Origin of the sequence: Bacteroides sp. 3_1_13, from assembly GCF_001185845.1 — a bacterium.
Lineage (GTDB): Bacteria > Bacteroidota > Bacteroidia > Bacteroidales > Bacteroidaceae > Bacteroides > Bacteroides xylanisolvens.
In genome coordinates this window covers 2057158-2070311 of record NZ_KQ236955.1, presented here as the reverse complement: position 1 = coordinate 2070311, position 13154 = coordinate 2057158, and the positions used below count along the sequence as shown (strand labels likewise).

Here is a 13154-nt window from a genome sequence, read left to right as displayed (position 1 = left end):
TGTTCACCGTTCACCGTTAATAGTTCACCGTATCTATCTATTATTCCGGACGGCTATAGTTAGGCGATTCACTAGTAATCGTCACGTCGTGCGGATGGCTTTCCATTACACCTGCATTGGTAATGCGGGTAAACTTAGCATCATGAAGTTTATCAATATTGGCAGCACCGCAGTATCCCATACCTGCACGCAAACCACCTGACAACTGATAGACAACCTCGAAAAGTGTACCTTTATAAGGAACACGGGCAGCAATTCCTTCCGGAACCAGCTTCTTCACATCAGCAGTTCCGCTCTGGAAGTAACGGTCTTTCGAACCGTTCTCCATCGCTTCCAACGATCCCATACCACGATAGGATTTGAATTTACGACCATTGAAAATGATTGTGTCGCCCGGAGACTCTTCTGTTCCGGCAACCAACGATCCGATCATTACACAATATCCACCGGCAGCCAACGCTTTCACGACATCGCCCGAATAACGCAATCCACCATCGGCAATCAAGGGAATACCTGTACCCTTCAAGGCTTTTGCTACATCATAGACAGCAGACAACTGTGGAACACCTACACCGGCAACCACACGAGTGGTACAGATAGAACCCGGACCGATACCGACTTTCACTGCATCCGCTCCTGCTTCTACCAAAGCTTTTGCAGCTTCTCCGGTAGCAATATTACCCACTACGATATCAATGTTCGGGAAGCGTTTCTTAGCTTCTTTCAGTTTTTCAATCACAAACATAGAGTGTCCGTGAGCCGTATCAATCACAATTGCATCCGCACCGGCATCTACCAATGCTTGCATACGATCCAGCGTATCGGCAGTCACACCTACACCGGCAGCTACACGCAAACGACCTTTGGCATCTTTACAAGCCATCGGTTTATCTTTTGCTTTTGTAATATCTTTATAAGTAACAAGACCGATCAACTTTCCGTCCATTCCGACAATCGGAAGTTTCTCGATCTTATGTTTCTGAAGAATCTGTGCAGCAGATTCTAGATCAGTAGACTGGTTTGTAGTTACCAATCTTTCTTTCGGAGTCATGACAAGATCAATATGTTTAGCCATGTCTCTTTCGAAACGCAAATCTCTGTTGGTAACAATACCCACCAAATAACCTTCATCATCTACCACAGGGATACCACCGATTTTATATTCCGCCATGATGTCCAGTGCATCCTGCACAGTAGAACCTCTTTTAATAGTTACAGGATCATAAATCATACCATTTTCGGCACGCTTTACAATAGCAACTTGTCTTGCCTGTTCTTCGATAGACATATTTTTGTGAATCACGCCGATACCACCCTCACGAGCAATGGCAATAGCCATTTTCGCTTCGGTAACCGTATCCATGGCAGCCGTCACAAAAGGAATTTTTAACTCAATGTTTTTTGAAAACTTAGTCGAGAGATCGACAGTGCGCGGTAAAACTTCAGAATAAGCGGGGATCAACAATACGTCGTCGTAAGTTAACCCATCCATTACAATCTTATCAGCAATAAATGACATAGGGCTATGCGTTTAAAAATTATTGCGTGCAAATATACGGTTTTTATTCAAAACTGCATACCTGCACGCTTATTTTTTTCGCTTTTTTAATTGGCCATTTCAGAGATGAACTTAATACGTACCAAGCGAACTTCCTCTTCAGTGAAGTCATCGCCTAATTCATCAAGCGCATCATCAATCTTATCAGTGGTAGATTCCTTGAAATAATCGTAGATATCGAGCATGTGATCTTCATCCATGATTTCTTCCAGGAAATAATCGATATTCAGTTTGGTTCCCGAATAGACGATAGCTTCCACTTCATCCAGGAGTTCACCAAATTCGATACCTTTAGAAAGAGCGATATCATCTAACGCCACTTTACGGTCAATTGCCTGAATGATAGCTACTTTCATCTTTGATTTATTGGCAACCGTACGTACCCGCAAGTCTTCGGGACGTTCTATTTCATTCTCTTCACAGTGGCGTTTGATTAATTTACAGAACTCTTCACCGTAACGTTTTGCTTTTCCGGCTCCTACACCCGGTATATTCTGCAATTCATCCAATGTCACCGGATAAATGGTAGCCATCGCTTCCAAAGACGGATCCTGGAAGATCACATAAGGCGGCACTTCCAGTTTCTTCGAGAGTTTCTTCCGCAAGTCCTTCAACATAGAATAAAGAGCAGGGTCTACCGCACAGGAACCACCGCCACGTGCCGGAACTTCTTCTTCTGTCTCTTCAAAGTCGTTGTCTTCGGTAATCTTGAATGACTTCGGCTTCTTCAAGAACTTGTGTCCTTCCTCCGTCACTTTCAGGAGTCCGTAATGTTCCACATCCTTGCTCAAGTAACCTGCGATCAGTGCTTGACGAATCACTGCGTTCCATGTTTTATCCTCTTCGCCCATACCGGAGCCGAAGACTTCGAGGTCTTCATGCAAATGCGCCTGTACTTCGGAAGTTTCTTTACCTTGTAGTATGTCTATAATATAATCTGCCTTAAAATTTTCTTTCACCGCGATAATCGCTTCAATCACGGCACACAATAACTCTTGAGCCTCCACTTGTTTTTTAGGGTTTAAACAGTTGTCACAATTTCCACAATTTTCTTCCGTATATTCTTCGCCGAAATAATGCAGCAACGTCTTGCGCCGGCATACGGAAGATTCGGCATAAGCAGCGGTTTCCAACAGAAGCTGCTTGCCAATTTCCTGCTCTGCCACAGGTTTTCCTTGCATGAACTTCTCCAGTTTCTGCAAGTCTTTGTTTGTATAAAAGGTTATGCACTGACCTTCACCGCCATCTCTACCGGCACGTCCGGTCTCCTGGTAATACCCTTCCAGACTCTTTGGAATATCGTAGTGAATCACAAACCTTACATCCGGCTTGTCGATTCCCATACCGAAAGCGATAGTTGCTACAATAACGTCCACTTTTTCCATCAGGAAATCATCCTGATTCTTAGTCCTCGCCAACGAATCCATCCCGGCATGATAAGGACGCGCATTGATACCGTTTGCCTGAAGGATTTCAGCAAGTTCCTCTACTTTTTTCCGACTAAGGCAATAGATAATGCCCGATTTTTCCGGATTGTTTTTGATAAACTTGATAATATCCCTGTCAATATTAGCGGTCTTCGCGCGTACCTCATAATAAAGGTTTGGACGGTTGAACGACGATTTGAAAACTTGAGCATCTACCATTCCCAGATTTTTCTGGATATCATGCTGCACCTTTGGTGTCGCTGTTGCGGTCAACGCAATCAACGGAGCCTTTCCTATTTCGTTGATAATAGGGCGAATCCGCCGGTATTCCGGTCGGAAGTCATGTCCCCATTCAGAAATACAGTGAGCTTCGTCTACTGCATAGAACGAAATTTTCACCGAACGCAAAAATTCTACATTTTCTTCTTTCGTCAGCGATTCCGGCGCCACATATAGCAATTTTGTCTTTCCGGCAAGGATGTCCGACCTCACTTGGTCTATCGCGCCTTTGTTTAATGAAGAATTGATAAAATGGGCGACGCCATCTTCTTCACTGAAATTGCGCATTGCATCCACTTGATTCTTCATCAACGCAATAAGCGGAGAAATTACAATTGCCGTACCTTCCATCAAGAGCGAAGGTAGCTGATAGCATAAAGATTTCCCGCCACCGGTAGGCATCAGTACAAAGGTATCTTTACCATCGAGCAAGTTATTAATGATCGCTTCCTGGTTTCCCTTGAACTTATTAAATCCGAAACACTTCTTCAGTTCATCTGTTAAATTAATCTTCCTTGCCATCTTAACTTAGGTTGTTTTATTCAGTTCATGGTTTAACTTTAGTAGGCTCCCTCCTTCAAGAGAGCCAAACAAAGTTATAAACAACTTCGTAATTACCAAGCAAAATGCGACTAATATTTTTAAGAAAATACAGTTACGATCATCTTTTGTAGCCTTACTCTTTGATTTTAAGCAGTTTGCAGTCGTGCCATATTCGCTTTTTCCAGTTGCATCTTTGCATAATCCAGCGTCACCTTATACTCTTTTTTGTCCTCTGAAGGGATTTCAAACATGACATCCATCATGATTGTCTCCACAATAGAGCGCAATCCACGGGCACCCAGCTTATATTCCACCGCCTTATCGACGATATATTCGAAGACAGCATCTTCAAATGTGAGCTTGATACCATCCATTTCAAACAGTTTGATATACTGCTTGATGATAGAGTTTTTCGGTTCGGTGAGGATAGCACGAAGCGCATTCCGATCCAGCGGATTCAAATAGGTCAGTACCGGAAGACGACCGATAATTTCGGGAATCAGTCCGAATGACTTCAAATCCTGCGGAGCGATATACTGCATCATGTTATTCTTGTCCACCGTCGCTGTTTTCTGCGACGCCGTATAACCTACGACATGTGTATTCAACCGTTGGGCAATCTTCTTTTCGATACCATCGAAAGCGCCGCCACAGATAAAGAGAATATTTTTGGTATTTACCGGAATCATCTTCTGGTCCGGATGCTTACGACCACCCTGGGGAGGTACGTTCACAACAGAACCTTCGAGTAATTTCAGCAATCCCTGCTGTACACCTTCACCGCTCACATCGCGAGTGATGGAAGGGTTATCTCCTTTGCGGGCTATCTTGTCGATCTCGTCGATAAACACAATACCCTGTTCCGCTTCAGGTACATTATAATCTGCCACCTGAAGCAAACGGGTTAAAATACTTTCGATATCTTCGCCTACATAACCGGCCTCTGTCAGCACCGTAGCGTCTACAATAGTAAACGGCACGTGCAGCAACTTGGCAATCGTACGTGCAAGCAACGTTTTTCCGGTTCCGGTACTACCTACCATAATAATGTTCGACTTTTCAATCTCCACATCATCCCCGCTGTCTTTTTGCAACAGACGTTTATAATGGTTATAGACCGATACGGAAAGGAAGCGTTTTGCATCATCCTGTCCGATCACATACTGGTCGAGGAATTTCTTGATTTCTACCGGTTTGGGCAGTTCTTTTAAATTGAGTTTGGTAGCTCCCGCGCTTTTCTTGCCTTCGCCCAATGCCTCCTGAGTAATCTCATAAGCCTGGGTAGCACAACTGTCGCAGATATAGCCGTTCATTCCCGTAATCAGGAATCCGACTTCATTCTCCGACCGTCCACAAAAGCTACACCTTTTCTTTGTCTTTGAATCAGCCATTTTTATTTCTTAATCAATACCTCATCAATCATACCGTATTCTTTCGCTTCCTGAGCTGTCATCCAGTAGTCGCGGTCAGAGTCCGCCCATACTTTATCAAAATCAGTATGCGAATGATCGGCGATGATCGTATAAAGTTCTTTCTTCAATTTCTGAATCTCACGAGCTGTGATTTCAATGTCCGACGCTTGTCCTTGCGCACCACCCATCGGCTGGTGAATCATCACACGTGAATGAGGCAACGCAGAACGTTTGCCTTCAGCACCGGCAACAAGCAATACAGCCGCCATTGAAGCTGCCATACCTGTACAGATGGTAGCAACATCACTTGAAATAAACTGCATCGTATCATAAATGCCCAGTCCGGCATATACACTTCCGCCCGGAGAGTTGATATAGATAGAGATATCCTTACCCGGATCAACAGAATCCAGATACAGCAACTGTGCCTGAAGCGTATTCGCTGTATAGTCATCTACTTGTGTACCGAGGAAAATGATGCGGTCCATCATCAAACGGGAGAAAACGTCGAGTTGAGTAACGTTCAACTGTCTTTCTTCCAGAATATAGGGATTCAAATACCCGGCCTGCGATTTAATCACATCATCCAATACCATGCCATTCATTCCTAAATGCTTGGTTGCGTATTTTCTAAAATCATCCATGTTAATTGTTCCTTTCTTATAAATTAAAAATAAACGTAAGTACAAAGAAACGAAAAAGAATACAGAGACACAAAAAAACACAGAGTTATAATTTTATAAAAACTCTGTGTTTCTGTGACTTTATATTCTATTCAACCGAATGATTATTCAAACATCTTATTGAATTCTTCGATTGAAACGTTCTTGTTTTCCAAAGTAACCTGCGCTTTCAGAGCAGCAGCCAGCTTCACTTCTACAACACGACTTACCAAATTATTGATAGTTTCTTTCTTCTTCAACATCTCCTGTGCATAGTTATCAAGCACATCATCAGGGATAGACAACATACCGTATTGAGCAAACTGTGCCTTCGTTGTTTCTCTAGCCATCTTCAGAACATCTTCCTGTTCTACTTTGATTTCGTTTGCTTCAACCAACTGTTCCTTAATCAGGTGCCAAGTCAGTTCCTCGATGCTCTTATCATAGTTTTCAGCAACATATTCTTCGCCCTTTTCTTCGTTATTCAGCAACATGATACGTTTCAGCAGAGCGTCAGAGAATTCCAACTTACCTACTTTTTCCATCATCACTTTGCGAATATCGATCAGGAACTTATAATCGCTGTCAGCAACAAATCTTGCTGCAATTTCTTCTTTAATCTTAGCGCGGAATTCCTCTTCAGTCTTCACAACACCTTCGCCGAATGCCTGGTCGAACACTTCCTGTGTCAATTCACCCGGAACAAAACGAGTGATTTCTTCTACCTGGAAGCTAAAGTCAGACTTAACATCTTTCGCGATTTCCTTGTCGATCTTCAACAAAGAACCCAGTTCAGCAGCATGTCCGTCATAAGCAACATTCGGATTGAACACCAATACATCATTTACTTTTGCGTTAGCAAAAATAGCTTTCTGATCGTCATTCTTCATATAAGCAGGCATCAACACAGCAGCTTCTACCTGAATACCACCTTCTTTTGTATTGCCTTCTTCGTCCAACTGTGCCAGCAGACCTTTCAACATATCATTATCTTCGTAAGCGTCTACCTTATCATACTTACCAGTGCGTTGAGTGTACATCTTCACCTGGTTGTCGATCATTTCTTCAGAAACTTCGATAGAATAATAATCTACTTTATCTTTAGCGCTTACTTCTGCTTTAAATTCAGGTGCCAAAGCGATATCGAACACGAAATCGAACTCTTCCATTGTATCGAAATCAATATTCTGCTGCTTTTCTTCGTTAGGCAACGGCTCACCCAACATATTCACCTTATTATCTTTAATATAATTGTAAACAGCTTCTTGCAATGCCTTATTCACAACCTCTGCAATCACCGATTTACCATACATCTTTTTAATAAGACTTGTCGGCACCATACCTTTACGGAATCCCGGAATCTGTGCCTTCTGACGGAGTGATTTCAACTCTTTGTCTACTTTCTCCTGATAATCTGCTTTCTCAAGCTTTACAGTAAGCTCTGCGCTTACTTTGTCAATGTTTTGTAATGAAACGTTCATTCTGACAATTATTTATTTGATTTATACTTTGTTCTATACTCAAAGAGGGTGCAAAATTAGTGCTAATCTTTCAAATTTCAAAAGACATTGCAGATTTATTTCAGCAACGCCACCCATCTTTCACACATCTTTTATTAATTATTTCATCAATTCCTCATATATAAACAACAATAAACCATCAGCAACGACCACGCCGCAGGTCCCCCGGCCTACTTTTTTCTCCGTCAAGCGAGCGCCCGTAACGAAGCGTTAAGAAGGGCAGACTGTTTGAGCGAAGCGAGTTTCTGCCCTTTAGCGAAGTGAAGGAAGCGAGTAGGAGAAAAAAGTCAGCCTTGAAAAGCCCGATTTAGTGAGTGTAGCCACAAGCTCGCTTGAGGATACCGAGCGTGAGGGCTTTCTCCAACTTTTCTTTGGTTCTTTCTTTTCTTTCAAGAGAAAAGGAAAGAACTTTTTTTTCTGATAATCCGCAAATTAACCTTCCAAAAAGATGGTTAATCCAAAAATTATTCTTTTCTTTGCTGCGGATTGATGGACCATTAGTTTCTCGATTTGATTACAAGGTTTTTACTTCCGTTACGAAACGCATTTGTAAACTCTCTGTCGTTTTAATCTTTTTATTAGTAACCATCTGTCCAGAGAGTTTTATTCATTTATTTATTTTTTATCATTTTCATTATGAACATTTATGTTGGAAACCTTAACTACCGTGTTAAGGAAGGAGATCTGCAACAAGTGATGGAAGATTACGGAGCAGTATCATCAGTTAAAGTTGTTATGGACCGTGAAACCGGTAAATCCAAAGGATTCGCTTTCATCGAAATGGAAGACGACGCTGCAGCTGCAAAAGCTATTGCTGAATTGAACGGAGCTGAATACATGGGCCGTACAATGGTAGTTAAAGAAGCTAGACCTAGAGCTTAATTGCCGACGCTAATATAGCTAAGAAAAAAAGAAACTTCTGTCACCCCGATGACAGAAGTTTTTTTATTACCCTTCCATTCCTTGCACTTCCACGTCCTTCACTTTACGGAGCAAGTCTGAAGCAAAGATAAAGTTATTCAATCGTTCGTTGGTAGAGGTAAAGATATCATCTTTTGTCCCTTCCCACTCTTTATGTCCTTCATAAATATAAATCACTTTCTCGCCAATTCCCAATACAGAATTCATATCATGCGTATTGATAATGGTCGTCATATTATATTCCTGCGTAATATCATGAATCAGATCATCAATCACCAATGACGTTTTCGGATCAAGTCCCGAGTTCGGTTCATCGCAAAACAAATATTGCGGATTCAGGGCAATCGCACGTGCAATAGCCACACGTTTCTGCATCCCCCCACTGATTTCTCCCGGAAACTTATCTTTCGCCTCCCCCAGATTCACACGATCCAAGCAGAACATCGCCCGTTTGGTACGCTCACGCAAAGTATCATTGCTAAACATATTCAACGGAAACATCACATTGTCCAACACCGTCATCGAGTCAAACAGAGCCGCACTCTGGAAAATCATCCCCATCTCCTTGCGAAGCATCTTTTTCTCCTTCTTCCCCATCAAGACAAGGTTGCGTCCGTCATATAAGACTTCCCCCTTCTCCGGAGTAAGCAATCCTACAATACACTTCATCAATACCGTCTTACCGGAGCCACTCTGACCGATAATCAAGTTCGTCTTTCCATTTTCAAAACTAGCATTGATATCACTCAATACCGTTTTATCATCAAATGATTTATAAAGTCCTTTAATCTCAATCATCCCATCAAAAGTTTAGTTAATATCAAATCCGCAAACAGAATCAATACACTGCTGGATACTACGGCATCCGTAGAAGCCTTTCCCACAGCAATCGATCCACCATCCACCGTATATCCGAAGAAAGCAGACACACTTGCAATAATAAACGCGAAAAAGAGGGATTTGATGATACCGGCCCAAATAAACCACTCCACAAACATATATTGCAATCCATATTCCAGATCGACCGCATTCATCACCCCGGCAAACCAACAGGTACAAAAGGCACCGATAATTCCGGCAAAGATACTGAACGTCACTAAAATAGGAATCACAGTTACCATCGCCGTAATCTTAGGCAGAATCAGGTAGTTTGCCGAATTGATACCCATAATTTCGAGCGCGTCAATCTGCTGCGTCACCCGCATCGTTCCTAATTCCGAAGCGATATTCGATCCTACTTTTCCCGCAAGAATCAAACACATGATAGAGGAAGAAAATTCCAGCAACATAATTTCACGTGTCACATACCCCACTGTCCAGCGAGGCATCCACGGACTTTCGATATTCAACTTGATCTGGATGGTAATAACCGCGCCGATGAAAAACGAAATCAACAGCACGATGCCGATGGAGTTCACACCTAGTTGCTCCAACTCGTTAAGGTATTGCCGGAAGAACATACGCATACGTTCGGGACGGGAAAAAGTCCGTCCCATCAGCATGAAATATCTCCCGACGGTTCTCAATGCTTTTATCATAACTCACACTATTTGTCTGCAAATGTACATTATTTCAGCTTATTTTTACTACATTTGCCGCAAAATAACTAGAATATGGAAGAAAGCAAGATGGTGCTCCGCACGGAAGACCTGGTTAAGAAGTACGGTAAACGAACCGTTGTGAGCCACGTTTCCATCAATGTGAAGCAAGGTGAGATTGTAGGTTTGCTGGGACCGAACGGTGCCGGTAAGACGACTTCATTCTATATGACCGTAGGGCTGATTACTCCGAATGAAGGACGTATTTTCCTCGACGACCTGGAGATTACCAAATATCCGGTTTACAAACGAGCGCAAACGGGAATCGGCTACCTTGCACAGGAAGCTTCCGTTTTCCGCCAGATGAGTGTGGAAGATAATATCGCCGCCGTACTGGAAATGACTAACAAGCCCAAAGAATATCAAAAGGAAAAACTCGAAAGCCTGATAGCAGAATTCCGTCTGCAAAAGGTACGCAAAAACAAAGGTAACCAGTTGTCCGGAGGTGAACGCCGCCGTACGGAGATTGCCCGTTGTCTTGCCATCGACCCCAAATTCATCATGCTTGACGAACCTTTTGCCGGTGTAGACCCGATTGCCGTAGAAGATATCCAGCAAATTGTTTGGAAGCTGAAAGATAAGAATATCGGAATCCTGATTACCGACCACAACGTACAGGAGACACTTAGTATCACCGACCGCGCCTATCTGCTGTTCGAAGGAAAGATTCTTTTCCAGGGAACACCGGAAGAATTATCGGAGAATCAGATTGTGCGTGAAAAATACTTGAGTAACAGCTTCGTTTTACGCAGAAAAGATTTCCAGTTGGAGAAATAGATTCACCACAGATTAACACAGATTTCCACTGATATTTCATAAAGAATACGGGCTAATCAAATGATACAAAACTTGTAAATTGATTAGCCCGTTTTTTATTTTTAATCTGTGGAAATCTGTGTTAATCTGTGGTGAACTTTACTTCTGTCGAATATAAATATTAACCGGAGTACCTGTCAGATTCCATTTCTCACGCATCTTATTTTCGAGGAAACGTTTGTACGGATCCTTCACATACTGCGGCAAGTTGGCAAAATAGACAAATGAAGGCACTTGCGTATTCGGCAACTGTGTGATATATTTAATCTTGATATACTTACCTTTATTTGAGGGAGGCGGATAAGCCTCGATCAGCGGGAGCATTTCTTCATTCAAACGAGCTGTCGGAATCTTTGTCGTCCGGTTCTCATATACATTACGTGCTTCTTCCAGCACTTTCAGAATACGTTGTTTGGTCAACGCAGAAGCAAAGATGATCGGGAAATCGACAAACGGAGCAAAACGTGAACGGACAGCTTCCTCAAATGTCTTCTGCACTTTCACTGATTTATCTTCCACCAAGTCCCATTTATTAATCACGACTACCAATCCTTTCTGGTTCTTCTGAATCAGAGAAAAGATATTCAAGTCCTGGCTCTCAACACCCCTCGTTGCATCCAACATCAGAATACAAACATCCGAACCTTCGATGGCACGAATCGAACGAATCACCGAATAATATTCCAAGTCTTCATTTACCTTGTTTTTCTTACGGATACCTGCCGTATCTACCAGGTAAAAATCAAATCCGAATTTATTGTAACGAGTGTAGATCGAGTCACGGGTAGTCCCTGCAATCTCTGTCACGATATTACGTTCTTCCCCAATAAACGCGTTTACAATGGAAGACTTTCCGGCATTCGGGCGTCCTACCACAGCAAAACGAGGAATATCATCATCCAGGATTTCAGAAGACTCCTTCTTGAAATTGCTGACAATCAAATCCATCAAATCACCCGTACCACTTCCTGTCATGGCAGAAACACAATACGGATCGCCCAATCCCAGTTTATAAAACTCGGGAGCGTTATACTGTAAATCATGATTGTCCGTTTTATTGGCAACCATAATCACCGGACTATTAGCACGGCGCAGAATAGCCGCTACCTGCATATCCAGATCGGTCACTCCGTTCATCACATCCACAACGAACAAAATAACGTCCGCTTCATCCACTGCCAATAATACCTGCTTGCGGATTTCCTCTTCAAAAACATCATCCGAATTAACCACCCATCCGCCGGTATCCACCACGGAGAACTCACGGCCCAGCCACTCGGACTTGCCATATTGTCTGTCGCGGGTTGTACCCGCTTCTTCATTCACAATAGCCTGACGAGTCTTCGTCAGACGGTTAAATAAGGTAGACTTGCCCACATTCGGGCGTCCTACAATTGCAACTAAATTACCCATAGTTCAATACCTTGTTTTTTCACGACTATCACAGTCGCATGAATACTCTTAATCTAACTGATAACCAAAATTACGCAGCTCCTTATCCGAACTACGCCAATCCTTATCCACTTTCACATACGTTTCGAGGAAAATAGTCTTTCCAAAGAAACGTTCCAGTTCGCGGCGAGCCTCGGTAGCTACCTTCTTCAACGCCTTGCCCTGTTTACCGATAATAATTCCTTTCTGCGAATCACGTTCCACGTTAATCACCGCACGAATATGAATCTTCTTCGGCTCTTCCTTAAACTCCTCTACGACCACTTCCACCGAATAAGGAATCTCCTTGTCGTAGTAGAGCAGAATCTTTTCCCGGATAATCTCATTCACGAAGAAACGGGCAGGCTTGTCCGTCCACTGATCCTTTCCAAAATAAGGAGGAGAATCGGGCAACAGTTCTTTGATTCGCTTCATCACATAGTCCACATTGAACTTCGATGTAGCAGAAATCGGAATAATTTCGGCTTGGGGAAGCAGTTCTTTCCAATCTTCCACCAGCTTTACCAGTTTTTCCTGATCTGTAAGATCTATCTTATTGATGAGCAGGAGCACAGGCACCGTCATCTGGCGTACCTTCTCCATAAACTCATTATTCTTATCCGGCGTCTCCACCACGTCAGTCACATAAAGCAAGATATCCGCATCCGTCAATGCCGAAGTAGAAAAATTCAGCATCGACTCCTGTAGTTTATAATTGGGCTTCAATACTCCCGGAGTATCAGAAAAAACAATCTGCATTTCATCCGTATTATAGATTCCCATAATCCGGTGACGAGTTGTCTGCGCCTTGAAAGTAGCGATCGAAATACGTTCACCCACCAAGACATTCATCAATGTCGATTTTCCGACATTCGGATTTCCTACAATGTTTACAAAACCTGCTTTATGCATTTCTCTTCATTTTATTGGTTGAGACAAAAAAACGCATCGAATCGAAATAGGATGCGTTTTTGAGTGTTATAGTTC

11 protein-coding genes are annotated in these 13154 nt (G+C 42.7%); 2 read left to right on the top strand and 9 right to left on the bottom strand.

Features of this window, described 5'->3' with window-relative positions; all coding sequences use genetic code 11:
* Window positions 1-40: 40 nt before the first annotated feature.
* The 5 genes from guaB to tig form a co-directional block, all read right to left on the bottom strand.
* Window positions 41-1519 carry an IMP dehydrogenase gene (guaB, locus tag HMPREF9009_RS07335; RefSeq protein WP_008020388.1) on the bottom strand — a complete coding sequence of 493 codons (1479 nt, stop codon included), beginning with the start codon at window positions 1517-1519 and terminating at the stop codon, window positions 41-43.
* Window positions 1520-1605: 86 nt separating this feature from the next.
* Complete coding sequence (recQ, locus tag HMPREF9009_RS07330) at window positions 1606-3786, bottom strand: DNA helicase RecQ (protein WP_008020386.1); 2181 nt, start codon at window positions 3784-3786, stop codon at window positions 1606-1608.
* A 167-nt stretch (window positions 3787-3953) separates the two neighbouring features.
* A complete protein-coding gene (gene clpX, locus HMPREF9009_RS07325; RefSeq protein WP_008641838.1) occupies window positions 3954-5198 on the bottom strand; it encodes an ATP-dependent Clp protease ATP-binding subunit ClpX in 1245 nt (414 codons plus the stop codon).
* A 2-nt stretch (window positions 5199-5200) separates the two neighbouring features.
* Window positions 5201-5863 carry an ATP-dependent Clp endopeptidase proteolytic subunit ClpP gene (gene clpP, locus HMPREF9009_RS07320; protein WP_004297164.1) on the bottom strand — a complete coding sequence of 221 codons (663 nt, stop codon included), beginning with the start codon at window positions 5861-5863 and terminating at the stop codon, window positions 5201-5203.
* A 143-nt stretch (window positions 5864-6006) separates the two neighbouring features.
* A complete protein-coding gene (gene tig / locus HMPREF9009_RS07315) occupies window positions 6007-7362 on the bottom strand; it encodes a trigger factor (protein ID WP_009038956.1) in 1356 nt (451 codons plus the stop codon).
* Window positions 7363-8037: 675 nt separating this feature from the next.
* Between tig and HMPREF9009_RS07310 the strand changes: the two genes are divergently transcribed.
* The gene (locus tag HMPREF9009_RS07310; protein ID WP_004297160.1) at window positions 8038-8283 is read left to right on the top strand and encodes an RNA recognition motif domain-containing protein; all 246 of its coding nucleotides are present in this window, start codon (window positions 8038-8040) and stop codon (window positions 8281-8283) included.
* A gap of 66 nt (window positions 8284-8349) precedes the next feature.
* Here HMPREF9009_RS07310 and HMPREF9009_RS07305 read toward each other — a convergent pair whose 3' ends face one another.
* Entirely contained in the window at window positions 8350-9120 is a 771-nt protein-coding gene (locus HMPREF9009_RS07305; protein ID WP_004308628.1) for an ABC transporter ATP-binding protein, read from the bottom strand.
* Window positions 9117-9860 carry an MlaE family ABC transporter permease gene (locus HMPREF9009_RS07300; RefSeq protein WP_004308627.1) on the bottom strand — a complete coding sequence of 248 codons (744 nt, stop codon included), beginning with the start codon at window positions 9858-9860 and terminating at the stop codon, window positions 9117-9119. The genes HMPREF9009_RS07305 and HMPREF9009_RS07300 overlap by 4 nt, the downstream gene beginning before the upstream one ends.
* A 75-nt stretch (window positions 9861-9935) precedes the next feature.
* On the opposite strand from HMPREF9009_RS07300, the gene lptB reads away from it, so the two are divergent.
* Window positions 9936-10697: an LPS export ABC transporter ATP-binding protein gene (lptB, locus tag HMPREF9009_RS07295; protein WP_004308626.1), complete on the top strand. Its 762-nt coding sequence runs from the start codon at window positions 9936-9938 to the stop codon at window positions 10695-10697.
* Between the two features lie 138 nt (window positions 10698-10835).
* Here the strand turns inward: lptB and der are convergent, their stop codons facing one another.
* Together der and era are read right to left on the bottom strand one after the other, a co-directional pair.
* Window positions 10836-12149, bottom strand: a complete 1314-nt coding sequence (gene der, locus HMPREF9009_RS07290) for a ribosome biogenesis GTPase Der (protein ID WP_004308625.1) — start codon at window positions 12147-12149, stop codon at window positions 10836-10838.
* Between the two features lie 48 nt (window positions 12150-12197).
* Window positions 12198-13079 (bottom strand): GTPase Era, encoded by an 882-nt coding sequence (gene era / locus HMPREF9009_RS07285; protein ID WP_004308624.1) that lies wholly within the window; start codon window positions 13077-13079, stop codon window positions 12198-12200.
* Window positions 13080-13154: the final 75 nt, after the last annotated feature.